Annotated in this window: 24 protein-coding genes, 1 tRNA gene and 1 pseudogene; 10 read left to right on the forward strand and 16 right to left on the reverse strand. The window is 64.7% G+C overall.

Translation table 11 applies throughout. The features are described from left to right. Nucleotides 1-23: 23 nt before the first annotated feature. From phnD to KFB96_RS25810, 3 genes are read left to right on the forward strand one after another with little or no spacing between them, the layout of a single operon-like run. On the forward strand, nt 24-902 hold the full coding sequence (gene phnD, locus KFB96_RS25800; RefSeq protein ID WP_213458313.1) for a phosphate/phosphite/phosphonate ABC transporter substrate-binding protein: 879 nt from the start codon (nt 24-26) through the stop codon (nt 900-902). Continuing rightward, nucleotides 899-2,335, forward strand: a complete 1,437-nt coding sequence (locus tag KFB96_RS25805) for a sensor histidine kinase (protein WP_213458314.1) — start codon at nt 899-901, stop codon at nt 2,333-2,335. The genes phnD and KFB96_RS25805 overlap by 4 nt, the downstream gene beginning before the upstream one ends. After that, on the forward strand, nt 2,332-3,630 hold the full coding sequence (locus KFB96_RS25810) for a sigma-54 dependent transcriptional regulator (RefSeq protein WP_213458315.1): 1,299 nt from the start codon (nt 2,332-2,334) through the stop codon (nt 3,628-3,630). Before KFB96_RS25805 ends, KFB96_RS25810 begins: the two co-directional genes overlap by 4 nt. 152 nt (nt 3,631-3,782) lie before the next feature. Here the strand turns inward: KFB96_RS25810 and yjjJ are convergent, their stop codons facing one another. The 10 genes and pseudogenes from yjjJ to KFB96_RS25855 all read right to left on the reverse strand — a co-directional run bounded on the left by yjjJ (nt 3,783) and on the right by KFB96_RS25855 (nt 13,878). Beyond that, nucleotides 3,783-5,201 carry a type II toxin-antitoxin system HipA family toxin YjjJ gene (gene yjjJ / locus KFB96_RS25815; protein WP_367115066.1) on the reverse strand — a complete coding sequence of 473 codons (1,419 nt, stop codon included), beginning with the start codon at nt 5,199-5,201 and terminating at the stop codon, nt 3,783-3,785. After that, complete coding sequence (locus tag KFB96_RS25820; protein ID WP_213458317.1) at nt 5,161-5,490, reverse strand: PIN domain-containing protein; 330 nt, start codon at nt 5,488-5,490, stop codon at nt 5,161-5,163. Before KFB96_RS25820 ends, yjjJ begins: the two co-directional genes overlap by 41 nt. Nucleotides 5,491-5,515: 25 nt before the next feature. Then, nucleotides 5,516-5,749 (reverse strand): AbrB/MazE/SpoVT family DNA-binding domain-containing protein, encoded by a 234-nt coding sequence (locus tag KFB96_RS25825; protein ID WP_213458318.1) that lies wholly within the window; start codon nt 5,747-5,749, stop codon nt 5,516-5,518. Nucleotides 5,750-5,835: 86 nt separating this feature from the next. Then, nucleotides 5,836-6,468: an HlyD family secretion protein gene (locus tag KFB96_RS27315; RefSeq protein WP_300971763.1), complete on the reverse strand. Its 633-nt coding sequence runs from the start codon at nt 6,466-6,468 to the stop codon at nt 5,836-5,838. A 75-nt stretch (nt 6,469-6,543) separates the two neighbouring features. Beyond that, a pseudogene (gene arsB / locus KFB96_RS27320) lies at nt 6,544-7,611 on the reverse strand (ACR3 family arsenite efflux transporter); the annotation flags it as partial. 378 nt (nt 7,612-7,989) lie between these two features. Further along, nucleotides 7,990-8,529, reverse strand: coding sequence for a disulfide bond formation protein B (locus KFB96_RS25835; RefSeq protein ID WP_213458320.1), 540 nt, complete (start codon nt 8,527-8,529; stop codon nt 7,990-7,992). A 261-nt stretch (nt 8,530-8,790) separates the two neighbouring features. Continuing rightward, nucleotides 8,791-10,593 carry an arsenical pump-driving ATPase gene (arsA, locus tag KFB96_RS25840; RefSeq protein ID WP_213458321.1) on the reverse strand — a complete coding sequence of 601 codons (1,803 nt, stop codon included), beginning with the start codon at nt 10,591-10,593 and terminating at the stop codon, nt 8,791-8,793. Nucleotides 10,594-10,610: 17 nt separating this feature from the next. Next, entirely contained in the window at nt 10,611-10,970 is a 360-nt protein-coding gene (arsD, locus tag KFB96_RS25845; RefSeq protein ID WP_213458322.1) for an arsenite efflux transporter metallochaperone ArsD, read from the reverse strand. 178 nt (nt 10,971-11,148) lie between these two features. Then, nucleotides 11,149-12,015, reverse strand: a complete 867-nt coding sequence (locus KFB96_RS25850; RefSeq protein ID WP_213458323.1) for a universal stress protein — start codon at nt 12,013-12,015, stop codon at nt 11,149-11,151. A gap of 387 nt (nt 12,016-12,402) precedes the next feature. Then, nucleotides 12,403-13,878 (reverse strand): SulP family inorganic anion transporter, encoded by a 1,476-nt coding sequence (locus KFB96_RS25855; protein WP_213458324.1) that lies wholly within the window; start codon nt 13,876-13,878, stop codon nt 12,403-12,405. Nucleotides 13,879-14,499: 621 nt separating this feature from the next. On the opposite strand from KFB96_RS25855, the gene KFB96_RS25860 reads away from it, so the two are divergent. Continuing rightward, nucleotides 14,500-14,576: transfer RNA gene (locus tag KFB96_RS25860), tRNA-Met, on the forward strand. A 112-nt stretch (nt 14,577-14,688) separates the two neighbouring features. Here the strand turns inward: KFB96_RS25860 and KFB96_RS25865 are convergent. Together KFB96_RS25865 and KFB96_RS25870 are read right to left on the reverse strand one after the other, a co-directional pair. Beyond that, a complete protein-coding gene (locus KFB96_RS25865) occupies nt 14,689-14,979 on the reverse strand; it encodes a hypothetical protein (protein ID WP_213458325.1) in 291 nt (96 codons plus the stop codon). Nucleotides 14,980-15,058: 79 nt separating this feature from the next. Then, nucleotides 15,059-15,292 (reverse strand): hypothetical protein, encoded by a 234-nt coding sequence (locus KFB96_RS25870; RefSeq protein ID WP_213458326.1) that lies wholly within the window; start codon nt 15,290-15,292, stop codon nt 15,059-15,061. Nucleotides 15,293-15,685: 393 nt separating this feature from the next. On the opposite strand from KFB96_RS25870, the gene KFB96_RS25875 reads away from it, so the two are divergent. Then, nucleotides 15,686-16,015: a hypothetical protein gene (locus tag KFB96_RS25875; RefSeq protein WP_213458327.1), complete on the forward strand. Its 330-nt coding sequence runs from the start codon at nt 15,686-15,688 to the stop codon at nt 16,013-16,015. Further along, nucleotides 16,012-16,254, forward strand: a complete 243-nt coding sequence (locus KFB96_RS25880) for a type II toxin-antitoxin system HicA family toxin (RefSeq protein ID WP_213458328.1) — start codon at nt 16,012-16,014, stop codon at nt 16,252-16,254. Before KFB96_RS25875 ends, KFB96_RS25880 begins: the two co-directional genes overlap by 4 nt. A gap of 442 nt (nt 16,255-16,696) precedes the next feature. Here the strand turns inward: KFB96_RS25880 and KFB96_RS25885 are convergent, their stop codons facing one another. Continuing rightward, nucleotides 16,697-16,876 carry a hypothetical protein gene (locus tag KFB96_RS25885; protein WP_213458329.1) on the reverse strand — a complete coding sequence of 60 codons (180 nt, stop codon included), beginning with the start codon at nt 16,874-16,876 and terminating at the stop codon, nt 16,697-16,699. A 13-nt stretch (nt 16,877-16,889) separates the two neighbouring features. On the opposite strand from KFB96_RS25885, the gene KFB96_RS27325 reads away from it, so the two are divergent. Next, nucleotides 16,890-17,021, forward strand: a complete 132-nt coding sequence (locus KFB96_RS27325) for a hypothetical protein (protein WP_300971185.1) — start codon at nt 16,890-16,892, stop codon at nt 17,019-17,021. An 843-nt stretch (nt 17,022-17,864) separates the two neighbouring features. Next, on the forward strand, nt 17,865-19,157 hold the full coding sequence (gene hcp / locus KFB96_RS25890) for a hydroxylamine reductase (protein ID WP_213458330.1): 1,293 nt from the start codon (nt 17,865-17,867) through the stop codon (nt 19,155-19,157). Between the two features lie 279 nt (nt 19,158-19,436). Here the strand turns inward: hcp and KFB96_RS25895 are convergent, their stop codons facing one another. Further along, nucleotides 19,437-19,739 (reverse strand): TusE/DsrC/DsvC family sulfur relay protein, encoded by a 303-nt coding sequence (locus KFB96_RS25895; RefSeq protein ID WP_213458331.1) that lies wholly within the window; start codon nt 19,737-19,739, stop codon nt 19,437-19,439. Nucleotides 19,740-19,846: 107 nt separating this feature from the next. Then, complete coding sequence (locus KFB96_RS25900) at nt 19,847-20,626, reverse strand: DUF3050 domain-containing protein (RefSeq protein ID WP_213458332.1); 780 nt, start codon at nt 20,624-20,626, stop codon at nt 19,847-19,849. Nucleotides 20,627-20,853: 227 nt separating this feature from the next. On the opposite strand from KFB96_RS25900, the gene KFB96_RS25905 reads away from it, so the two are divergent. Together KFB96_RS25905 and KFB96_RS25910 are read left to right on the forward strand one after the other, a co-directional pair. Next, nucleotides 20,854-21,531 carry a sulfite exporter TauE/SafE family protein gene (locus KFB96_RS25905; RefSeq protein ID WP_213458333.1) on the forward strand — a complete coding sequence of 226 codons (678 nt, stop codon included), beginning with the start codon at nt 20,854-20,856 and terminating at the stop codon, nt 21,529-21,531. Between the two features lie 80 nt (nt 21,532-21,611). Continuing rightward, complete coding sequence (locus tag KFB96_RS25910) at nt 21,612-22,502, forward strand: sigma 54-interacting transcriptional regulator (protein WP_213458334.1); 891 nt, start codon at nt 21,612-21,614, stop codon at nt 22,500-22,502. Between the two features lie 229 nt (nt 22,503-22,731). On the opposite strand, the gene KFB96_RS25915 is transcribed toward KFB96_RS25910, so the two are convergent. Continuing rightward, nucleotides 22,732-23,478: a hypothetical protein gene (locus KFB96_RS25915; protein WP_213458335.1), complete on the reverse strand. Its 747-nt coding sequence runs from the start codon at nt 23,476-23,478 to the stop codon at nt 22,732-22,734. Between the last annotated feature and the right edge of the window lie 189 nt (nt 23,479-23,667).

The following is a 23,667-nucleotide window of genomic DNA, read 5'->3' on the forward strand; positions in this document are numbered from 1 at the left end:
CGTCACGCCTGCCGAGGAACGCGATGCCGTCCCCGAGCTCACGTCGCACCTTTCTCTCCGGTCTGCTGGCGACCGGCGTCGGCCTCGCCGGCGGCAGAGCGGCTCCCGTCCGCGCATCGAGCCAGCCATTGCGGTTCGGTTTGACGCCGGTCGTGCTCGATGATCGGATCGCCTTTCTCGACGCCTGGGCCGATTGGATCGAGCGTCAGTTCGGGCGGCCCGTGGTCTTCGTCCAACGCTCGCGTTATCGCGAGATCCTGGATCTCTTACTCCAAGGTCGCCTCGATCTGGCCTGGATCTGCGGTTATCCCTATGTCCGGAACCGGTCGCGTCTGGAGCTGATTGCGGTGCCGCGGTTTCGGGGGCGCCCGCTCTATCAGTCCTATTTCATCGTCGGCGCCGATTCGCAGATCAAGCGGTTGCACGATCTGGAGGGCCATCTCTTTGCCTGGGCCGATCCGGATTCCAATTCGGGATATCTCTATCCGCGCTTTCGACTCACCGGCGATGGCCGCGATCCGGACCGTTTCTTCCGTCGAACCTTCTTCACCTGGGGACATCCGCGCAGCGTCGAGGCGGTGGCCGAAGGCTTGGCCGACGGCGCGGCCGTCGACAGCTATGTCTGGGAAACCCTCGCGCGCGGTCATCCCGAGTTGACGGCGCAGACTCGCGTGCTGGAGCGCTCGCCGGATTTCGGTTTCCCGCCGATCGTCGCCGGTCCGGCGTTGTCGGAACCCGATCGGCAGGCCATCCGGCGCGTGCTCTTGAGCCAGGTTCAGGATACGGCCGGTCGTGCGCTCTTGAACGAGCTCAATCTCGACAGCTTCGGTCTCGAGACCCCCGATCTCTATGACGGCATCGCGCGGATGGCCGGGCGATTGGCTGGAGGGGACGGCGCGTGACGCTTCCGCTGTCGAGCTATCGGCTGCGTCTGCCGCTGAGTCTGAGTATCGCAGCCGTGGCGACCGCATTCTCGATGGCCGTTGCCTTGGGTCTGCAGACGCTGACCAATCTGCGCGAGGATCAAGGCCGCAACGCCATGACCCTCGGGTACGCGATGGCCGGAGTTCAGATCCAGGCCTTGCGCAACGACGATGTCTGGTTGGCCTTCTCGCTGCTGCGCGGTCCCGACGGCGGCGGCGATGCGGTCTGGATCCTGGTCGACCAGGCCGGACGGATCTTTGCCAGCAACCGCCCGCGTCGCTTCCGCCTGGATCAGTCGATCGAGAACGCCTTGCCGTGGCTTCCGGAAACACAACCGCAGGTGATGGACGAGACGCCCGGTCGCGTGTCGGCGATCGATCGCGACGATGTCCGTCGCGTGCTGCGCCTGCCGCTCTACAGCGACGGCTCCCAGGTCGGCGAGCTCATCGCCCTGCTCTCCGATGCGCCTTATCTGCCCCGGTTTCGCGAGATCCTCCTCGGCGGCGTCCTGGTGACAGGCTCGATCCTGGCCGTCCTGTTGCCGATCGGCTGGCTCTGGGGGCGACGCATGGTCGGGCCACTGGTGCAGTTGGCTGACTGCATGGGGCGCGTCGGACGGGAGGATCCGCGTCGAATGCAGTGCACCCTGCCCGACGGCGACAGCGACAGCGAGATCGGGCGCCTCGGGCGGCAGTTCGCGATGATGCTCTCGGCGCTCGCGCAGAAGGAATCCCTGGAGCAGCAGATGATCCAGGCCGAGCGTCTGGCGGCGGTCGGGCGGGTTGCCGCCGGGGTCGCCCACGAGGTCAACAACCCGCTCGGTGGTATGCTGATGGCCATCGATACCTATCGGCGTGCCCATCCGGTCGATGCGCAGACCGAGCGTCTTCTGGACCTGTTGGAGCGCGCCTTGCGCCAGATCCAAGGTTCGGTGTCTGCGCTGCTGGTCGAGGCACGGGCGGATCTGCGCACCCTGACGCGAGAAGACCTGGAGGATGTGAAGACCTTGGTCCAGCCGAACAGCGTCAAGGCGCGGATCGCGCTGAGTTGGGAGAACGCCTGCGACACCAGGATCCACCTCCCGGCGGCGCCGGTCCGCCAACTCCTGTTGAATCTGGTGCTGAATGCCGTACAGGCCTCGCAAGGCGGTGGTCATGTCGGGGTTTGGATCACCACGCAGGACAACCAACTCATGATGCGGATCGAGAACAGCGGACGCGCCCTTGCGCCCGAGCAGCTCCTGCATCTGTTTGAGCCCTACCCGGCGAGCCGGCCGCATACGCAGGGTCTCGGGCTCTGGGTGTGCTACCAGATCGTCTCGCAGCTCGGCGGCACCATTCGGGCCGAAACGCAGGGCGAGCTCACCCGGTTTCTGGTCGCCCTGCCGCTGGCGCCGGAGTCCCCGGCATGATCCGTGTGTGTCTGATCGAGGACGATCCCATCATGGGCGAGGCCCTGATGGAGCGGCTCGGTTTGGAAGGCTTCGCCGTGGTCTGGCATCGCACCGGCGGCGACGGCATGCGCGCCCTGGCGGCCGGTACGGCCGACCTCGCCGTCATCGACGTCAATCTGCCGGATCTCTCCGGAGCGGACCTGTTCGCGCGGCTGCTCGACGAACGGGTGCGCATCCCGCCCAGTCTCTTCATCACCGGCTACGGGACCATCGAGGATGCCGTGCGCCTCCTCAAGCTCGGTGCCGCGGACTATCTCACCAAGCCGCTCGATCCGACGGCCCTGATCGAGAAGCTCCGGGCGCTCGCCGGGGTGGGCGGTGGCGGAATGGACACGCCGGGCGACGAACCGCTCGGGATCTCCGCGTCGATGCGACACCTCGCCGGCGAGCTTGCCAGGATGGCACGCCATGCCCAAACCCCGCTCCTGATCGGCGGGGAATCCGGTGTCGGCAAAGAGGTGGTCGCACGTCATCTGCACCGACTCCAATGTCCCGACGCACCCTTCGTCGCGGTCAACTGCGCCGCCCTGCCCGAGACCCTGATCGAGGCCGAGCTCTTCGGTCACGAGAAGGGTGCCTTCACGGGTGCCGACCGCCGCCGAGCCGGTGTCTTCGAGCAGGCGGGCAGCGGCATCCTCTTCCTCGACGAGATCGGCGACATGCCGCTTGCACTTCAGTCGCGGCTGCTGCGCGTGGTCCAGGGCCGTCAGCTGACGCGCATCGGCGGCAGCGAGCCGGTCGAGGTTCCGGCGCGCCTGGTCTGCGCGACACACCAGGATTTGGCGGCACTGGTCCGGGAGGGGCGCTTTCGCGAAGATCTCTATTATCGGGTCCGCGTCCTCGAGATCCGGATCCCGCCCTTGCGCGAGCGTCCGGAAGACATCCTCTGGCTCGCCGAGCGGTTCGTCGCCGATTACGGGCGACGTGCGCCGCAGGAGCGGCGGGTGCTGACATCCGATGACCGCGAGCGCCTCCTGCAGCAGAGCTGGCCGGGGAACGTACGCGAGCTGCAGCACACGCTCGAACGCGCCTGCATCCTGGGGCGGGGTGAACGGCTCGCCCTGGACGGCGCCCGGGATGCGCCGACCCAGACGGGTCTGAAGGCCCGGGCGCAAGCGAGCGAGCGCGCGGCTATCGAAAGCGCGCTGGCCGAGCAGGACTTCAGCATGACCGCAACCGCCGCCCGGCTCGGCATCAGCCGCAAGACACTCTGGCAGAAGATGAAGCGCTACGGGGTTACGCGGCTGCGGTGAAGGTGCAGTCGGCACCCTGGTTCCAGTTCGAAAAGCCTCTCACGGAGGCACGGAGAACCCGGGAATTTTTCTGCGAAGGCTCCGTGTCTCCGTGTCTCCGTGAGAGATTTTGAAACTGATCGGTGCCGGGAAGCAGGACGACCGGAGCTTGACTACACCCGCTCGGCCAGGTCGCGCAATGCCTGGCTATGGCGGCTTCCGAGCTCGCGAAATCCCGTGCTGATCCGCGCGTCCGCGGCCATCCCCTCCCAGAAGGCCAAGGCAGCCCCGCAGGCGGCGAGCCAAGTCTCACGCTCGCGGGGCAGTGGGAGCGGTGGCGCCCACTCGGACGCGGGCAGCTCACCACCCGCCAGCGGCGCATAACGCATCGGCAGCATGTCGTAGGCGGGCGCCGGGCGCAGGCGCCCGGCGAGGGGCTGGAAGCTGAGATTTCCCGGGTGCATGTCGGTGTTGGCGATCAGCCGGCCGTACCACCAGAGGTGGTGGATCCGCGCGGCATCCTCTGTCTCCAGCAGACTCGCTGCGACCAGGCCATCGGCCAGGCGAGGCCAGTCGTGGGCGTCCACGCCGAGCAGCGCCGCGTTGACCGTCTCCAGGCTGATGAGGGGGCTGCGGCCGAAGGCGCCTTGGCGGTCGAAGCGCTCGACCTCGAGGAAGGTTCGCCCGGCGTGCGACAGAAGACGACTGTGGGCGCCGGCGACCCCGGGCAAGGCGCGCACAGCCTCCAGGGCCAGATGCTCGCAGACCAGCAGGTCGGCCCAGCGGCGGACCGCAGGTGAGTCGTCCGCCCCCGAGAACTTGACCAGAACATGCGGCGTCGGTCGACCGGCGAGGTCGCGCCTGGCCGGGAACTTGGGATGCTCGCCCGCCGCGCTCGCTCCCGCCACCCCCGCCGCCAGCGCCTGCTCGGCCAGATCCGCGTAGGCGACGGCCGTGCTCGCTTCGCGCAAAGGCTCCAGGGCGGAGAGCCGTTCCCGCTGCCAGCGCTCGCAGGCAGTGTCGCCGAGGATAAGGTTGCCGACCGTATCCGTCCCGACCCGGCTCAGCGCGAAGAGGATGTCGTCGTCGTTCCAGAAATCGGGATTGTCCGGCGTCCCCAGCTCCCGCTGGATACTGCGCGCGAGCTGGCGGCCGAGGTAACCCTGCGGACGCATATCGTACAGGGGGTAGGGCAGGCCATCCCACCATCCCTCGCGCGCCTCCTCGATCAGCGGCCAGTCCGTTCCCGTGAGCGCCATCCAGGATCCCGACGGGGCGACGGCGGACAGGGTTGCGAGCTGAGTCGCGCGGCCGGACGCATCGACGGCATAGAGCGGGTACTCGCCCGCGTCGCCCCGTACGGACCGGCGCAAGGCATAACGGGTCCGGCGCGCCTTGCCCGCGACCAGGATGGGCAGGGAGCTCGCGGCCAGCAGTCGGTGCAGCGTGGGGACGCTGATCTCCAGCTCCCGGGCCAGATCTGCCGCCCTGACGGCGGCCCGCCCCCGAGCACGCCGGCGAGGCGCTCCTGCGCGAGCTGCTGTTTCGTCCTCAAGGCTTGGCGCTCTCCCGGATCGCGGCGGCGAGACGATTTACGAGAAGATTCTCAGAGCGAAATCTATCTTTCAATGAGTGATTTGTCGATCCTGTGCGGGTATCCGTCGCAATGAATCCGGACGATCGGATCGGCTCTTGACATTGGGCGGTCAATCGCTCGGAGCGCTTCTTGGCCGCGCCGAAACGCAGCTCGGCGGCGACGATGATGCTGGTGCAGACCTCACCCTCGCCGCGCTCGGCGATGCAGTCGCGGATGCGCCCGGCGGGTCGACGCACGAGATCGGAGACGATGTTGGTGTCGAGCAGATACGCTGGCTTCGGCATGGCGGCCATGCTCAGCGGGGAGTTGCTAGAGCTCTACCGGCTCCGGCTCCGGGTCGTGGATGTCCGGGAAGGTGTCGTCGATGGGGTCGAGGGTCGCCAGCACAGCGAGCAGTCTCGGCGGCGGCACCGGCTCGATGATGAGACGGTCGCCGTCCTTGCGGATCAGCGCTTCCTTGCCGGGCAGCTCGAAGTCCCGAGGGATGCGAATCGCTTGATTGTTCCCATTGGTAAAGAGGGTGGCGCGGCGGGGTGCGTTCATGGATGCAGATCGACTAGGCATAGGTTACAACATAGGTTAGCACAGGGCGTAAAACGCCGATCGCGGCGATGGCCACGCGGTTTAGATCAGGCAACGGTAATGCGCACCTGAGCCGAGAGGCCGACGACCGGGCTTAGATCGGGGGGCAGCCGCGCCTCGAAGCGGCGGGTGCGGGTATCCGGATCGAGCTCGGGCCAGGCGCGCTCGATCTGCAGCTCGACCCCGGACGCCTCTGTGGATGCGTCCACCGATGCGCCGCCGATGCCGAAGTGGACCTGCACCCGATCACCCGGTCGCAGTGCCATGGCGTCCCGTTCCTCGACGGCGAAGCGCAGCGCGATCCCATCGGTCGCGATGAGCTCGATGAGCAGTCCGCGGGGCTCGACGAGACGCCCTTCGATGGGCGCGTGGACACGCCGCACCAGTGCTTGCCACGGCGCACGCAGCACCAGGGCCTCCGCGGCAACGGTGTCGTGAATGGCATCAGTGGTCTCGGGCTGAGCCTCTCGGCCGCGATCTCCGCTCGCCGCGGCCGCCGCACCGACCGTCGGCGCGATGCGGAGCAGTTCCTGATCCGCTTCGACGGCATCGCCCTCGTACACGTTGCAGGCGAGCAGCCGCCCGCCGACGGGCGCGGTCAGCTCGGCAATCCGGTTCGCGACCACCTGGCCCTGCACCCAGCGCACCGAGCCATCGGAGGCCCGTGGCGAGAGGAGCATCCCGGACGCGCTGCCCGAGGGGGTCGCCGCGGCGGCGAGGGGAACCAAGTCGGTGCTGGGCGGAATCCCCCGTCCACGCTCATACCAGCGGCGCGTGCGCAACACCACGCGCACCAACAGCAACATCACCGGCACCTCGATCAGCACCCCGACCACGGTCGCCAGCGCGGCACCGGACTGGAAGCCGAACAGCGCGATGGCCGTGGCCACCGCCAGCTCGAAGAAGTTGCTGGTGCCGATCATCGCCGAGGGGCCGGCGATGCAATGCGGCGAGCGCACCCAGCGGTTCGCGAGATAGGCGATGACGAAGATCAGCGCCGATTGGATCAGCAAGGGCACTGCCAGAAGGCCGATGATCAACGGCTGCGCGGTGATCTGCTCGCCCTGGAAGCCGAACAGCAGCACCAGCGTCGCCAACAGCGCGAGCAGCGAGACCGGGTGCAGTCGCCCCAGCACGCGCGCGAGCGCGCCACCCCGCGGGTCCGCGCGCAGCAACAGACGCCGCCAGATCGTCGCGATCACCAACGGCACCACGATGTAGAGCAGCACCGACAACAGCAAGGTTTCCCAAGGCACCATAATGGCCGTCAGCCCCAGGAGCAAGGCGACGATGGGGCCGAACGCGATAACCATGATCAGGTCGTTCAAGGCGACCTGGGCAAGGGTGAAGTTCGGCTCGCCGCGCGAGAGATTGCTCCAGACGAACACCATCGCCGTGCAGGGCGCGGCGCCGAGGATGATCATGCCGGCGATGTAGCTGTCGATCTGATCTGCCGGTAGATAGGGTGCGAACCACCAGCCGATGAACAGCCAGGCCAGCAGCGCCATGGAGAAGGGCTTGATCGCCCAGTTGACCACCAGGGTCACCACCGAGCCGCGCCAATGCGCGGTCACGCCCGACAAGGCGGTGAGATCCACCTTGAGAAGCATGGGGATGATCATCAGCCAGATCAGCACCGCGACCGGCAGATTGATCTGCGCCACCTCGAGCTCGCCGATGGTTTGGAAGGCACCGGACGCGACATGCCCGAGGCCGATTCCGGCCAGGATGCACAGCGCCACCCAGACGCTCAGGTAGCGCTCGAACAGGCCCATGTCAGCGCCGGCGGCCTGCTTGCCGGCGACCTCGCATTGGCTGGTCATGATGAAAATCCTCGTTGAATCATGGAATCAATAGGAGACTAAACCGCGTCCAGAGCGACATGCGTCATTTTCGTTTTGCGTCTGGCTTTGGAGATGCCCTCGATCTCGGTGAGACGCGGTTTAAAATTTAAGATTTTTTAATACTTTAAACCGCGCCAGCTCCGAAAGTCGTCGAAGTTGGCGCGGCCAAGCTACTCCCACAAAGTACGCATACCGCACCGGGCGCGGTTTAGCTCGTCGCTCCAAGCCCCGTGTGCGGCTGACTGCGCGGCGCCATTCCACCAGTCTGCTGTAGGCGACACCGAAGACAGAGAAGATGGCGGTGACCCGTTGAGCGACCGGCAAGCGGACGCGGGAGCGATGGATTAGTCTCTTGAATCAGTCAAGGTGCAGGTCACTGGGGTTCGGCTCGCGCCGATCGCGCCACAGGACCCAAGCCCCCACGACCAGGATGGCAACGAAAAAGAGGAAGGACCAGTTCGCGAGAGACAGGCCAAGGATGGTCAGCTCCCGGTCCTCGCAAAAACCGCTGGCCATGAAGAGCGAGGGCACCTGCTGCCCGAGCCATTCGACCAAACGCTCGATCGGACCCGGTGGGCCGCCGATGCAGGAAATACCGTCCGCCGGCTGCCATTGCAGCCAACTCTGATAGGCGGCGACGGCACCTCCCAGCGCTGCGATCGGCAACAGAGTCAGTCCGGCGAGACGGGCGGCCAACAGGGGTCGGCCGGGGTGCTGCAGCGCCGCTGTCAGGGCGGCCAATAGGGCCAGGATCATGAACAGCAACCGCTGAAAGATACAAAGATGACAGGGGTCCAGATCCAGCAAAGGCGTGAGTGCGAGGCTCGCTGTCGCCAGCGCGGCGGAGATCAAGGCGATCAGGATCCAGAGGGTCCGCGAGGTGAGTGGCAACGTCATGTTGGCTCCTTCATTAAACCGCGCCTGGTGCGGTTTGCGTCATGTGTTGGATGGCTTGGCCGCGCCGGCTCCGCCGATTGTCGGAGCCGACGCGGTTTCACGCTTGGATCCTCGGCGCGGCGAACCGCATGCATGCAGGGGTTCGAGCGCGTTCACTCGAATCGGTCCGGTATCGGGGTGGCCTCACGCCGAAGCTCGGGCTGGATGTGGATGTCCGAGACGCCTATCGTCATTCAGCGGCCAACGACGGCGACGCACGGTTCAAGACTTTGTCAGGCTTCGCAACCGCTCGGCACCGATCGGCTCGGCTTCCTGCAGGGCAACGACCGCATAGCGCCGCGAATGCCGCTCGGCCACCGCATCGATCTGCTCGCGCTCGTTCGCGGCGCGTCGGCGCAGCAAGGACGATCGGGTCCGCGCGGCCGCGAGGCTCTGGTTGACGACCCAGGCCCAGGGTTGGATGCCGGCGCGCTCGAGATCCGCCTGCAGGCCGGCCGCTTCGAGGACGGGCGTGGTCTCCGCCAAGGTGACCAGGAGCACTTTGGTCTGCTTGGGATCCTGCAGCTGCATCATGGGCGTGCGCAGCTGCATGCCTGTGTTGCCGAGCTGTCGGGTCGTTTCACGGTGGTAGGCACCGGTGGCGTCGAGCAACAGCAGCGTGTGACCGGTCGGCGCCGTGTCCATGATGACGAATTTCTTGCCCGCCTCGCGGATGATCCGCGAGAAGGCTTGAAACACCGCGATCTCCTCCGTACAGGGCGAGCGTAGGTCCTCTTCCAGGAGAGCCCGGCCAGCGTCGTCGAGCTGCGCGCCTTTGGTGCTCAGCACATGCGCCCGATAGCGCTCGGTCTCGACCCGAGGATCGATGCGGCTGATCTCCAGATTGGCGCCCGGGCCCTCCATGTTTTCGGCTAGGGTCTCGGCCAGGTGTGCCGCGGGGTCCGATGTCGTGAGATGCACGGGGAGGCCGCGGTCCGCCAGCTCCACGGCAATGGCTGCGGCCAGCGTGGTCTTGCCGACGCCGCCTTTGCCCATGAGCATGACGAGTCCGTGCCCATCCGCTGCAATCTCCTCGACGAGACTTGCCAGATCGGGGGCCTCCAACGGCTGCGCTTCGATTTCGTCCGGGGCATCGATTGGTGCAGTGTCGGTCAACAAGCCGCGCAAGGCGTCGAGCCCGACCAGATTGAAGGGTTTCAGCGCGATGCAGTCCATCGGCAGGGTTTTGAGCACGTCCGGAAGCGTCGCCAGCGCCTCGTGCTCGCGCCGACCGATGGCGGCCGCCAGGACGTCGGTCCCGGTCCCATCCCCGTCGGCATTCACGGCTGCGGTGTCCGCAAGCATGCCGTTGACGACGAGGTACTGTTGCTTCAGGCCGATGGCCGCGAGCTCTTCATGCGTCCGCGCGACCTCGCGCAGCGTCGCCTGCTGGGCGCGGGCGACCAAGACCAGGCGGGTCCGCTCGGGATCGGCCAAGGCATCGACGGCGGCACTGTACTGTGCGCGTTGCTTGTCCAGCCCGGCCAAGGGGCCGAGGCAGGAGGCGTCGCCCTTGCCGGCTTCGAGAAAACCGCTCCAGGCACCGGGCAGTTGAAGCAATCGAATGGTGTGGCCGGTCGGTGCCGTATCGAAAACGATGTGGTCGAAGCCGGCGGTCAAGGCCGAATCGAGCAAGAGCGCGGTGAACTCGTCGAAGGCCGCAATCTCCGTGGTGCAGGCCCCCGAGAGCTGCTCTTCGATGCCCTTCACGACGGACTCGGGCAACAGGTTACGGACCGGGCCGACGATACGATCCCGATAGACTTGGGCTGCGGCCTGAGGGTCGATCTCCAGTGCGGAGAGGCCGGGGACGGCGTCGATGGGCGTGATCCGACTGCCGATCTCGACGCCGAAGACCTGGCCGACGTTCGAGGCCGGATCCGTGCTGACGAGCAGGACCTGTTTGCCGGCCCCTTTGCTCGCAGAGGCAAGCTCCACCGCGGTCGCGCAGGCGATCGAGGTCTTGCCCACACCCCCTTTTCCGGTGAAGAAAAGAAAGCGTGGGGGGGCATCGAGAAAGCGCATGCGGTGTGCTCCGTGGCTCAGCAGCAGGTGCTGCCGGTGCAACAAGGGATGACGGAGATCGGGGCGGCCACGGCGAGGATGCCGGCCCAGCGGGCGAGCTCGGCGCGTTTGGGGTAACGCCCGGCCAGGGCGACCTCGCCGTCGACCAGGATCAGCGGCAATGCCTCTTGACCGGAGCGTTCCAGGAAGCCCCGCACTGCCGCGTTCTCAGCGAATTCCATCGGCTGCTGCGCGAGGTTGAAGCGCTCGATCCGGGCGCCGTTCTGCTTGGCCCATTCGACATCGGCCGAGAAGCTGACGAGTGCCTGATCGACATCGACGCCGCAGACGCCGGTGCTGCAGCAGAGGGCGGGGTCGAAGACTTGGATGTGTGTCATGGTGTGCCTCCAGGGGTACAGGACGCAGGCGGGCCGCGTCGATCGGGAAGGGATTAGGGCTGCCGCCGGTCCTGCTCGCGCGCTTTGGCGCAGTCCGCGCAAAATGATCAAGGTATCCAGCTCCGCTTGGAGTCGTTCCCCATAGGTGCGCGGATCGGATGTCATCGGTCGGCCTCGTTCAGCGCAACAGCAGGGTCGGGATGCGCGCCGAGCGCAGCAGGTCGGAGGTCTTGCTGCCGAACATCAGGCTGCGCAACGGCGAGTGGCTGTAGGCACCCATGATCAGCAGGTCGATCGCCTGCTTCTGGATGTTGCGGGCGATGATGCTCTCGGCGTCGCCCGGGATCAGCGCGGCCGCGACCTCGAGCCCGCCGGCTTCCAGCGTCGTCTTCGCCCACTCCAGCTGGCGCGGGCCGTCCTTGCGAGGCTCGCCGGACATCAGCAGATGGATCGGCAATCCCTGGAAGAGTGGGCTGGCGGCGACCATCTCCACGCCGCGCCGGGTCATGGTGCCGCCGTCGTAGGCGATCATCACGCGACTCGGCTCCTGAAACCCCTGGGTGACGGCGAGGATCGGCTTCTTCAACGCCCGCACCATGCGCTCGACGTTGCGGCCGAGATCGCGTTGCGTCGTCTCGGCCGATTCACCGCGTCGCCCGAGCACGAACAGGCGCACGCTCGGTTGTTGCTCGACCAGAACCTCCTCCAGATCACCGTAACGCTGGCGTGCATCCGGCGCCGGGACGCCGATGGCGATCGCGCGCTCGCGCAGCCGATTCAGGAACAGCCGTCCCTCCTCGCGTGTCGCCTTGCTGCGCGCCTCGTCCTGATCGGAGAGCTTGTTCAGCAGGTGTTGCTGCGCGTTGAAGCCGATCGCCCCGCTGCGGTCGCTGCCCGAAGCGGTTTCGGTATGACGGGTGATGATGTGCATCAGCTCCATCGGCGCGCCCGTGCGACGCGCAGCCCAAGCGGCGGCATCCGTGACATGGTCGGCGAAATGCGAGCGATCCACGCAGGCCAGGATCTTGTCTTCGTCTTCTTGCATGCTGAGCTCCCCTGTTCGAACCGCATTCGGGACGACCTGAATCGCACGCGCGCGGGGTTCGGCTTTCGAAGAACCCGACGCCCGCGTTGCAGACGCGGTTCAGGTGCTTCTTTAGTGTTGTGAATCGAAACCGCGTCCGGAGCGAGTTGCTGAGCTCCGGGTGAGCTCAGCGGCGAGTGCAGACCCGAGCTTCGGCGGGACACGGTTTAAAATTTTATATTTTTTAATACTTTAAACCGCGCCGGCTCCAGCGGTTCTGAAATCCGCCGGGGCCGATCCCATCCAAAAACATCGCATACCGCACTGGGCGCGGTTTAGCTCCGGCGTTCAAGGATCTGGCCGAGGCCGATCCAATCCAAAAACGATGCCTATCGCTCCGGACGCGATTTAGTGGCCCATCAATTGCTCGACGGCATCGGGTTTGTCATGCACGGCGAAGCGGTCCACCAGGGTCGCACTCGCCTGGTTGAGTCCCACGATCTCGACCTCGGTGCCTTCGCGACGGAACTTGATGACCACCTTGTCGAGCGCGCTGACCGCGGTGATGTCCCAGAAATGGGCGCGGCTGACATCGATGCGGACCTTCTCGATGACCTCCTTGTAGTCGAACGAGGCCACGAAACGATCGGCCGAGGCAAAGAAGACCTGGCCCGTGATGACATAGACCCGCAGCCGCCCTTCATGCACCGACATGGAGCCGACGTGCAGGATCTGACCCACCTTGTGTGCGAAGAAGAACCCGGACAGCAGCACGCCGACCAGCACCCCCATGGCCAGATCGTGCGTGAAGACCACGACCACGACCGTCGAGAGCATGACCACGTTCGCGGCGAGCGGGTGATCGCGCAGATTCCGCACGGAGGCCCAGTTGAAGGTGCCGATCGAGACCATGATCATGACGGCCACCAGCGCGGCCATCGGGATCATCGACACCCATTCGTCGGCGAAGACCACCATCACGAGCAGGAAGACACCGGCGGCGAGCGTCGAAAGGCGCCCGCGCCCGCCGGATTTGATGTTGATGACGGCTTGGCCGATCATCGCGCAGCCTGCCATGCCGCCGAGGAAACCGGAGCCGATGTTGGCCACGCCTTGGCCCACGCACTCGCGGTTCTTGTTGCTGCTCGAGTCGGTCAGATCATCGACGATCGAGGCCGTCATCAGGGATTCCAGCAGACCCACCACGGCAAGCGTGGCGGAGATCGGGAAGATGATGGCGAGCGTCTCCCAATTGAGCGGGATGTCGGGGAAAAGGAAGACCGGCAGGGTGTCGGGAAGCTCGCCCATATCGCCGACGGTGCGAATGTCCAGATCCAGCACAATCGCCGTTGCCGTCAGCACCACGATCGTCACCAGAGGCGAGGGGATCAGCTTGGTGAGATAGGGGAACAGATAGATGATGGCCAGACCGGCGGCGACCATCGCATAGACCTCCCAGGTCACCCCGATCAGTTCCGGCAGCTGCGCCATGAAGATGAGAATGGCCAGCGCGTTGACGAAGCCGGTAATCACCGAGCGCGACACGAAGCGCATCAGGTTGCCCAGGCGCAGCGCGCCGGCGAGGATCTGCAGGATCCCGGTCAGGATGGTTGCGGCCAGCAGATATTCCAGGCCGTGGTCCTTGACCAGGGTCACCATCAAGAGCGCCATCGCCGCGGTGGCACCCGAGATCATGCCCGGCCGGCCGCCGACGAAGGCGGTGATGGTCGCGATCGCGAAGGAGGCGTAGAGCCCCACCTTGGGATCGACCCCGGCGATGATGGAGAAGGCGATCGCTTCTGGGATCAGGGCCAGTGCCACCACCAGGCCGGCGAGCAGATCGTTGCGAACGTTGGACAGCCAGTCTTTGCGAAGCGATTTCATGCCTGAGCATTTCCGGGGCTGATGCAGACCGAAAGGTCGGCGAAGGAACGAATCGCGAAGGCCGCTCGGCTGCCCGGGGGTACTGCGGACGGTCGACCGTGAAGGTCGTGGGGAAGACGCAAGCATCAGGCGCGCGGCATCGCGTTGAACAACGGCGAGAGTCCGGAGACTCGGTTTGCGCGTGATACCTACATCGGAAGAGGACTCCGGGCAGTTGAGCGTGAGTGTTCTGAAATCGCAGGGCAATTCTACACGCAAAGCGACGTGTACGTCAGCCCTTCGCCGAGACGGGGGCGCGCTCTGCGCCGAGCGAGGCCGATGCGGAGCGCGCGCCCGCCTCGGCGGCGAACGATCCCCATGGCCACCTCATTACCTCCGACTCGGCAGACAGCGACGGAAGCGTCGATCGGACCGCCGGTTGGTCAAATCGGATCGAGCGCGCAACCACCGTGGCCGTAGGATGGGTAGAGCACAGCGAAACCCATCCTCCCCGCGCCGTTCGCCTCGCTCTGCAGCGCCATCCGCGCAAGTCGCGTCGGGCGAATCTTTAGAACTACCGGAGGGTCAGTTTTCGGAGGTTGACGCCAGCAAGCCCGAAACGTATGATTCCGCGTCTTGTTTGGCTACGTAGCTCAGTTGGTTAGAGCATCGCACTCATAATGCGAGGGTCCCCTGTTCGAGTCAGGGCGTAGCCACCAAAATTCAGAGACTTAGGTTAGCCTGGTTTCGCCTCAATCACCTCTTTTCGCCTCTTTCGCGTCCTTCAGTGGTACCTGATTTGGTACCTGCAGCGATCCGCACAAACTCGCGTCACGTCTCGCTTGGTGCCCCATACCGCGATTTCTCTGGTACCTGAAGGCTCGGCACGGCTCGGAGCCGATCCGGTCTCGGCGCGTCGGCTCGGGTCCGGCGAGCCGCAACGCAGCGGGCCATGGTCGCACGGGCTCGGGTCTTGGCTGCGCCCGTGAAGGTCTTGGCGGTCGCGTCGATGCTGGCTTGCAGGGACCGCAGACCGCGTTGGTCACGGGAGGATAGAGCGTCGGAGATAGACCGCTCCCAGTGCAGCAGGATGCGCTCTCGCGCGGTATTATCGGCGTGCATGATTCACCTCTGATCCAGGTGGGTTGTGTAAGGCGCTCGGGTCGGGTTCCAGCCGATCCGGGTGCCGCTTCGTCCTACTTCAGCCTCTCTTGTTGCGCAGCACCTCCTCCAGCTCGCCGAGTGTGAAGACCTTCAGCAGTGCGTCGATGGCCTTGTCTGGCGTGTCTGCGAGGTGTTGGTCGATCGCGGCACGGATGATGTCCGATACGGTCGTCATATCGCCGGTCTGCATTCTCAGCTCTTTAGCTCGCTGATCGAGCCTCGCCTTTTGCTCGGCTTCAAGCCGTAGGGCGATCGTCAGTTTCGGGGGCATCCGCTTTCCTCTCAGGTGTGGTCGAGTCCAAAGCGTAGCCAACATCCATGGTAGTGCAATACGTGTTATACAGTGTACGTGGCAATTTCGTATAACTGTCATTATGTAATTCGGCAACCGTATACGAATAAAAAGCATCTGAAAACACTGTTAAACCGCGCCCAGTGCGAGATGCTCACTTTCGAGTGAGTTCGAAGTTTGGTGAATCCACGACCCTTAGCGGGGGACGCGGTTTAATTTTCAAAAATTGCGGAATATCGGCTTGCGTCAAGGCATACCGCGCTGGCATGGTGCTGCGGAGTTGGTCGACCTGCCTGGGTGTGCTGTTGACTCCGGGTGACTTGCGTCGCCATATTGTCGGTTTAAGGTGTTTCGCTTCGTTTGGGGCCAGTCATGCGTAAGACAAAATGGGTCATCCGCTGCATTGCGGAACGGGAAGCTCCCGACCTGTGGGTTGCCGTGTGCTTGGACTTCGATCTTGCCGCGCAAGGCGACAGTCTCGATGATGCGCGTCGGCGCCTGGATATCATGTTGAACGAGTATGTCGAAGACGCCCTAACCGGCGAAGACCGCGACCATGCCGAGACTTTGCTGAACCGTCGCGCGCCGTGGCGATACTGGCTGCGGTTCTACTGGTTCAGCGTCGTCGACCGCTTGCGGCGTCGTCCACCAAGTTCGCATCTGCCGTTCCATGAGATCTTGCCGCTTACCCTTGCGCGGTGAGTGGGCGCCATCCCCCTCTGACCTGTGCCGAGGTCAAGCTCGCCCTGAAGGTCCTCGGGTTCACCGCAAGACCCGGTCGCGGCGGCTCGCACGAGCATTGGGTCAAAGACACCCCGGACGGGCGTCGAAAGGTAACTGTAGATTGCCCCAAGGCGCCCTTCTCGCAAACCTTGATTGACTCGATGCGGCGTCAGGCGGGCGTCACGAAAGCTGAATTCTATCGGGCGTGCGGCCGGTAGTATCCCCGGACCAATAGCGTCGGGCGCGCCGATCGGCCCTCGGGCTCCCTGAGCAGCCGAACCCGCGAAACGGAGCGGTAACTACGGGAACCACGCCGGTAACTTTGCCCCGAGCCGCGCGCCCCTCGCTCGGTGAAGCGTCGGCGGCGTCCGAGGCATCCACGGTGGGATTCCCCGTTCCACCTGATGCATCGGTGCCTCGGGGCTCGCTGCTCCTCGTAAGCCCTACCCAGCGAACACCTCCAGTGCGTCTGAGCGACTATCCCAGCGGCCGTTCGTCTCCCGTCGTCCCGTGCCTGCTCAGTACATCCGGTATCCCCGACGCCTGATCGGCCACTGCCCAGGACCAGGTGCCGAAGCCGCCATTCTGATTGACCGCCTCCACGAACGACCCCGATGCTCTTCCTGCATCTCGCGCATCAGGCGTAGGATGGGTAGAGCGTCAGCGAAACCCATCCTCCAAACCGCCGCATTGCCGGATTTTGGTCTCTTGCCATTGGCGCGGGTTGGATGCGGGCAATACCAGGGACAGACCACGGTTTTTGAGCGATCTGGGCAGACCGAGCGGATCGGTGTCGGCCAGCTCTTCCCCGATCCCGGCGGCCTCGATGTAGTCGCGCAACCAGTCTTTCAGATTGGTCCCCCGCGAATGGTTCCTTGTCCCGCTGCATGTGATCGACGAGGCTGTGGAGAAGATCCGGGACGGGACCATCACGCAGTACCTCTACGACACGGCAACCGCGTCGCTCGTGGAACGATCCGGCTGAGTCGGGAATGCGCAGTGAAGCTGACGGGCGCTGGGCTCGCACCGGCGCGCAGTCGGTTCGCGAAGGCGCGGATCGCGGCACGCTGCGAGTTGTCCCCGCCGAAACGCCTCTGCAGCGACACGGGATAGCGAGTGCGCGGTGCTGACACCGGTCCGCGATGTCCGGCCATCGTGGCACCTGGCGCAGAGCGCCGCGGGGCATGCGTGACACCGCAGAGCGGATGTCACGAGCGAACAAGTGGTCGAGGGCTCTACTCGTTGTCGTTGTCGTAATCGGATTCCGGACGAACACGAATACGACAACGACAACGACAACGATCGTCAGCCCTCGACAAGGGCATCGGACCGAAACCCGGCAACGCGGTGGTTTGGAGGATGGGTTTCGCTGTCGCTCTACCCATCCTACCGTTGATCAAGGTAGTCGCCTTGTTTCCGGATCGTCACCGATCGTCAGCACAAGCGACCGGGATCGAATTTTCCGCAAATCCACTCAGCGCAGCACAAACCAGCCGATCGCCCCGCAGGCCAGGATGAGGATGGCGGGGTTGATGCGCTTCCAGAACAGCAGCAGGACGCTCGCCAGGCCGAAGCCCAGGAGGGCGGTCGATCCAGGTTGAAGCTGGCTGTCTTGCCCACGGCATCGACGCCGCGAGCATCAACCCGATCGTGATGGTGGCCAGTCCGTGCCCGGGGCTCCTTGGGTCCACCCGTTTTGATCTAAGTCAAGGATACCCCGGTGTGCCCTCGCCAGACTGAGCGCCCCTTCATCGACCCCAACGATCGACACCACCGATCCGTGGGAGCGACAAGGGCACCTTGATCCCGATCCGATTCAGAGGCCCACATGCACTGCAACCAATGCGAACAGACCTACCATAAGACCGGCTGCGTCACCTCCCCCGGGATGTGCGGCAAGGACGCCGATGTCCAGTCCCTGCAGGAGATGCTGCTCTACGGCCTGAAAGGGATGGCTGCTTATGCGCATCACGCGCGGCGTTTGGGCAAGTCCGACGAGCGGGTGTCGGCCTTCATCGAGGAGGCGCTCTTTGCGACCATGACCAACGTCAATTTCGACGTCAAGAGTCTCCTTGAATTCTGTCTGGAATGCGGACGGATGAATCTGCGCGTGATGCAGATGCTCGACGAAGGCCATGTCGAGGCGTTCGGCAAGCCGGCACCGATCAAGGTGAAGGAGGGGACGCAAGCGGGCCGGGGCATCCTGGTGACCGGTCATGATCTGGCGGACCTGCGGGATCTGCTCGGGCAGGTCGAAGGGACCGACATCAAGGTCTACACGCACGGCGAGATGCTGCCCGCGCACATGTATCCCTTCTTTCAGAACCACCCGAACCTGGTCGGGCATTACGGCGGGGCTTGGCAGAACCAGAAGCGCGAGTTTGCGGCCTTCCCGGGTCCGGTGGTGGCGACGACCAACTGTGTTCTGATCCCGCCTCAGAGCTACAAGGGTCGGCTCTTCACGACCCGCGGGACGGCAGTTCCCGATGGCCAGCGGGTGCTCGGCGGGGATTATTCCGAGGTGATCGCCGAGGCCATGCGTTGCGAGCCCTGCGAGGAGCGGGTGACGGGCGAGTCGACCGTCGGTTTTCATCGCACGGTGCTCTTGGATCATGCACAGACGATCGTCGATGCGGTGAAGGCGGGGCAGATCAGCCGCTTCTTCGTGATCGGCGGATGCGACGGGGCGGATCCGGGCCGCAACTATTTCAGCGACTATGCGCAGGGCACGCCGGATGACTCGTTCATTCTGACCTTGGGCTGCGGCAAGTACCGAATCCGCGATCACGACTACGGCGAGCACCTCGGCTTCCCGCGTCTGATGGACATGGGGCAGTGCAACGACGCCTACGGCGCCATCGCGGTCGCCTCCGCCTTGGCCGAGGCATTCGAGTGCAGCGTCAACGAGCTGCCGCTGACCCTGGTCATCAGTTGGTTCGAGCAGAAGGCGGTTGCCGTGCTGCTGACCTTGCTGAGCCTCGGCGTGAAGGGGATCACCCTGGGCCCGAACGCACCGGCCTTCGTCTCGCCGAACGTCTTTGCGATCCTGCAGGAGCGATTCGATCTACGTTTGAGCGGGAATGATGCCGAAGGGGATCTGCGCCTTGCCATGAGCGCTTAGGCGAATTCCGGAAACCCTTCTGCCAGAGTCGGAGGTTGTGCCGAGCCGTGCGAGGCACAACCAACCGTCGGCGCAAGTTGTGCTTCCTGTCGTCAGCACGACCTACGGTCACTGCGCATGCCCGGAAGACCTGTTGGGAGTGTAGGGGCGAATGAATTCGCCCCTACACGTTGGTCGATCCTTTACCGAAAATCACCTTAAAGCGCGTCCCGCACGGCATTTCGCATTGCGTTGCCGACGAATCCGGCAGGCCGGTTCAGATGTCGACGAGGGCGCGCTTTAAACGCATCCGGTCGGCTTCGGCAGTCCACCCCACTTGCAGATCAGCTTCATCGGCCCTTTCCTGAAGATGTCGTAGAGGTCTTTGGTCGAGACCTTCTGCTTCTTGGCGAAGATGCGGATCGGCGGGACGACGCCGTCGGACTCGTACATGGCTCGTGCCTCGCGGATGAAGTCCATGACCTGATCGGTCATCTCGAAGTCGTCCGCCTTGGCCAGCTCGACGGCGACCTCTTCGCTCCAGTCTTCGCGGTTGAGGAGAAAACCTTCGTTGTCCAAGGGAACGCTCAGTGCTTCGGTCATGGGTACGGCTCCGGGATGTTGTGTGGTTAGGATTGAGAACTCCAATAGAGTGTGGTGGCGACACGTATCGATACAAGACGTTTGTCACCCGCCCGTGGATCCGCTCGTCATCCCCCGCGGCTCGCCTGGATCGCCTCCAGCACGCCGTCCCAAAACCGGATGCGGGCGCAGATGGCCTCTTCGGCGGCGGTTTCGGCCTCGTCGAGCCGTTTCGGGTCGTCGCCGCACAGCTGCTCGAGGAGCTTCATCGACAGGGGGCCGTGGAAGTCCTCGTCGAGGTGGATATGCCGATTCAGGTAATGGTGGAAGACGGGTGCCTGCGCCTCGGTGATCTGCATCTGCTCGAGGAACTGCCGAAACATGCCGGGGATCAGTTTTTCGCGTCCGAGGGCCAGCGCGGCCGCGACCAGATGCGGCTTGTCCTCGCGGATGAAGCAGAAGGTGGTCTCGGAGAAATAGCGCGACGGCAGCGGGACCATCGATGCGTAAAGTGCCTTGTCGACACCCTGCTCGGCGACCAGATCGAGGAAACGTCTCGGCATCTCGCCGTCGGCGCCGACCTCGGTCATGGCGCGACAGTACAGCTCGAAATGGCTGGCGTACTCCACGCCGCCGCCCGCCGTCGGCAGGCTGTCGGACTCCTCTTCGAGGACCAACTGGTTGATGAAGTAGCGCACACCCGCGTCCCCATGCGGAATCCAGGGTACCGCGACGGGTGCGATCCTGGCCTGCAGGTACTTGATCAAGGACATGAAGTCCCAGACCGAGAAGATATGGTGACTCATGAAGACCTGGAGGTCCTCGATGCGCTCGATGGCGCCGTAGATCGGATGTGCGTTGAGCTGTTCCTGCAGGGGCCGGATGTGGTCCAGGTTCAGTGATGCCATGAGTCCCGTCCTCGTTATTTCAGTATTTCAGTCGACACTGAATCGACAATATAAGGTGTTCGGGCGATAAATCTCCAGTACAAGGCGATGGGTGCCTGATCGATGTCATCGCGGGCGGTGAATCTTCCGATTAGCCTGGCCTCGGGTCGGGATGCGATCCCGGCGAGCAGTGTTGCGAAGGAGTCGGGGAGGATGACGGGCGATCGGGTCGGACGGTTTTCCGCGTGATGACGGGCTCCGCTTACGTGCTCGCATTCGTCGTCGGGCTGCTCAGTGCCCTGCATTGTATCGGCATGTGCGGCGGGATCAGCGGTGCCTTGAGCTACTCGCTGCCGCCCGAGACGCGCAACGATCGCAAACGGCTCGGTCTGTTCGTGCTGGCCTTCAACCTGGGCCGAATCGCCAGCTATGCCTTGGCCGGGGCCATTTCGGGTGCATTCGGGGCGGTGCTGCTCGGCTCGGGTGCCTCACCTTGGCTCTTCGAAGGCGTGCGTTGGCTGGCCGCCGGCATCATGATCGGCATCGGGCTCTATATCGGGGGTTGGTTTCCCCGTTTCGCGAGGATCGAGCACCTGGGCATGCCCCTGTGGCGCCGGCTCGAGCCGCTCGGGCGACGCCTGTTGCCGGTGACCACGCTGCCGCGCTCGGTCTTGTTCGGTATGGTCTGGGGGTGGTTGCCTTGCGGGCTGGTCTACAGCATGCTTCTGAGCGCGCCCGCGCAAGGCAGCATCCTGGCCGGGGCACTCTACATGGCCCTGTTCGGTGCGGGAACCTTGCCGATCTTGGTCCTGGGGGGGCTCTTTGCCGGACAGCTCTTTCGGCTCGGGCAGGATCGACGCTTTCAGGCCATGGCCGGTCTCGGCGTGATCCTGCTTGGGCTCTTGACCTTCATCGTCAACGGATAGAGCCGGATGTGCCCGAGAGGGCGTCGCGAGCGCAGTCGAACCTACACGAGCACAATGCAAACGATTTCGGATGGGGTGTCATGACGACTCTGATTGGCCGATCTCCCGCCTTTAGCCGACTCCGCAATGCCCTGTCGATGGTTGCCGCGACCGACGTGAGTGTCTTGTTGCTGGGCGAGCCCGGCACCGGAAAAGAGACCCTGGCGCGCGAGATCCATGCGTGCAGCGCACGTCGTGATGGCCGGTTCGGCGTGCTCGCCTGCACCGGGGCACCGCCCGACGCGCTCGACCGCTGCTTGTCGGCGCTTGTGCAGGAGGGTCCCGCAACCCTCTATCTGGACGAGGTCGGCGAGCTGAATGCGGCGGATCAGGCGCGACTGCTGCACCAGATCGTTGCGCAGGATACCGCCCGCGACGGATCTCGCTCCGGCTCCGGTCTGAGGATCATCGCCGCATCGGCCTTGGACCTCGATCGGCAGGTCCAGCAGGGGGCGTTTCGGCGCGATCTGTATCTGCGACTCTGTGTCGTTCCGCTCGAGGTGCCGCCCTTGCGTGAACGCGCACTCGATATCCCGGCGCTGACGCAGCACTTCATCGCGACGGCGGCGGCGCGACATGGGCTCGATCCGCCCTCGCTGACGTCCGGTGCGGAGCGCCTGCTGCGCCGTTACACATGGCCGGGCAATCTGCGCGAGCTTGCCAACCTGTGCGAGCGTCTCGTGATCCTCCTGCCCGGCACCGCGGTGGGTCCCGAGAACCTGCCCGGTGAGGTGGTGCGGGGGGCGCCGCAGTCGGAGAAGGACATCGGTTTCTCGCTCCCGCCGCACGGGATCGATCTCAACGACCTGGAGGCGGAGCTGATCCGCCAAGCCCTCTCGCTGGCCGGCGGGAACAAGAGTCGGGCCGCGCGTCTGCTCGGGTTGACCCGGGATACGCTGTTGTATCGGCTCCAAAAACACCTCATCAGCTAAACCGCGCCCCGGAGTTGTCCGCGATGTTGCGATGTGGCGATAGGTCGGAGCGGTTCCCGACAGTCGGCACTGGACGCGGTTTAGAAGATAGGAAATAGAATTTAGGAAATAGAAAAAAAGATATTCCTGAACCGCGTCTCCACCGGCGGCGCTGGAATGCGCTACGCCGAAAGGTTGCTCGAAAGGATGCAGGGACCGCCGACGCGGTTCAGTGCGGTTCAGCGCGGATTCAGTGTAGGCGCTGACCGCTGCACCATGTGTCGAAATAACGCTGCATCACCTCGCGGACGTGCGCGGGGTAGTTCAGCGCCTCCATTTGCCCCATGCCCTCGCGGAAGAAGTGGGGGGCATGTTCGGGCAGTTGCTCGCCGATGGCGTCGAACGCCTCGACCATCAGGGCAGGCTGATGGCTGCGCGTGGCGACGACCCCGCGGTTCATCAGGAGCACGAGCCAGGGATCGGTCGGGTCGGTCGGGTCCATGCCTTGGATGCGGTCGGCCCCGATGCCCTCTGCAATCTCGCCCATCAGGCCATAGAGCTCGGCCAATTCATCAGGTTGTTTCAAGTGGTTTGCGAGGGTGGCCAAGGCATTGACCACATCCTCGGGGTGGTGCAGCTCACAGCCCCGGCGCAGCATCCAGCACGCGAAAGGGACAGCGAGGACCTCGACGGCTTGCGCCTGCGACGCTAGATTCAGGCGACGCGCGACCACGGCGAGTTGGCGCAGCAGACCGATGCCGTGGTCGAGCAGCGCGTCGGGCTCCACGCCGGTCGCTGCGCGCAATGACTGCGCCGCTTCGCCACGCGATGCGGCCTCGCTTGCTCGAACGGTGTCGAGCAGCTGCGCAAATCCGTTCAGCGGCACCTGCGGGGCGGGCTCGACCGTCTGCTCCGAGTCGTCGAAGGCGCGCTGGATCTCGTCGCCGAGTCGGGTGAGCTCGTCCGCGATATCGCTGAGGTCGACCATCGGAAGCATGGGCTGATCATCCTGGCAATATGGAGAAACCGAGGTCGGATCGACCGCTCCGGCCTGCATCCCGGAGCGGCGCGGCATCGTCCGTTGCAAGCGGACTCCGACCCCCATACCTGGAATATAGCAAGCGTGACCATCCCCGTCTCGCACGCGGCCTCTCGTCGGCCCGAGGCACGCATTTAGCGGATCAGT

The organism is Thiocapsa sp., assembly GCF_018399035.1.
Classification (GTDB): Bacteria; Pseudomonadota; Gammaproteobacteria; order Chromatiales; family Chromatiaceae; genus Thiocapsa.

Excerpts from the sequence above, each read along its gene's own strand:
- phnD (WP_213458313.1), top strand. The coding sequence starts at position 24 with ATGCCGTCCCCGAGCTCACGTCGCACCTTTCTCTCCGGTCTGCTGGCG.
- KFB96_RS25810 (WP_213458315.1), top strand. The coding sequence starts at position 2,332 with ATGATCCGTGTGTGTCTGATCGAGGACGATCCCATCATGGGCGAGGCC.
- KFB96_RS25820 (WP_213458317.1), bottom strand. The coding sequence starts at position 5,490 with ATGCCGAAGCCAGCGTATCTGCTCGACACCAACATCGTCTCCGATCTC.
- KFB96_RS25825 (WP_213458318.1), bottom strand. The coding sequence starts at position 5,749 with ATGAACGCACCCCGCCGCGCCACCCTCTTTACCAATGGGAACAATCAA.
- KFB96_RS27315 (WP_300971763.1), bottom strand. The coding sequence starts at position 6,468 with ATGCTCCTCTCGCCACGGGCCTCCGATGGCTCGGTGCGCTGGGTGCAG.
- KFB96_RS25835 (WP_213458320.1), bottom strand. The coding sequence starts at position 8,529 with ATGACGTTGCCACTCACCTCGCGGACCCTCTGGATCCTGATCGCCTTG.
- arsA (WP_213458321.1), bottom strand. The coding sequence starts at position 10,593 with ATGCGCTTTCTCGATGCCCCCCCACGCTTTCTTTTCTTCACCGGAAAA.
- arsD (WP_213458322.1), bottom strand. The coding sequence starts at position 10,970 with ATGACACACATCCAAGTCTTCGACCCCGCCCTCTGCTGCAGCACCGGC.
- KFB96_RS25850 (WP_213458323.1), bottom strand. The coding sequence starts at position 12,015 with ATGCAAGAAGACGAAGACAAGATCCTGGCCTGCGTGGATCGCTCGCAT.
- KFB96_RS25855 (WP_213458324.1), bottom strand. The coding sequence starts at position 13,878 with ATGAAATCGCTTCGCAAAGACTGGCTGTCCAACGTTCGCAACGATCTG.
- KFB96_RS25865 (WP_213458325.1), bottom strand. The coding sequence starts at position 14,979 with ATGCACGCCGATAATACCGCGCGAGAGCGCATCCTGCTGCACTGGGAG.
- KFB96_RS25870 (WP_213458326.1), bottom strand. The coding sequence starts at position 15,292 with ATGCCCCCGAAACTGACGATCGCCCTACGGCTTGAAGCCGAGCAAAAG.
- KFB96_RS25875 (WP_213458327.1), top strand. The coding sequence starts at position 15,686 with ATGCGTAAGACAAAATGGGTCATCCGCTGCATTGCGGAACGGGAAGCT.
- hcp (WP_213458330.1), top strand. The coding sequence starts at position 17,865 with ATGCACTGCAACCAATGCGAACAGACCTACCATAAGACCGGCTGCGTC.
- KFB96_RS25895 (WP_213458331.1), bottom strand. The coding sequence starts at position 19,739 with ATGACCGAAGCACTGAGCGTTCCCTTGGACAACGAAGGTTTTCTCCTC.
- KFB96_RS25900 (WP_213458332.1), bottom strand. The coding sequence starts at position 20,626 with ATGGCATCACTGAACCTGGACCACATCCGGCCCCTGCAGGAACAGCTC.
- KFB96_RS25905 (WP_213458333.1), top strand. The coding sequence starts at position 20,854 with ATGACGGGCTCCGCTTACGTGCTCGCATTCGTCGTCGGGCTGCTCAGT.
- KFB96_RS25910 (WP_213458334.1), top strand. The coding sequence starts at position 21,612 with ATGACGACTCTGATTGGCCGATCTCCCGCCTTTAGCCGACTCCGCAAT.
- KFB96_RS25915 (WP_213458335.1), bottom strand. The coding sequence starts at position 23,478 with ATGCTTCCGATGGTCGACCTCAGCGATATCGCGGACGAGCTCACCCGA.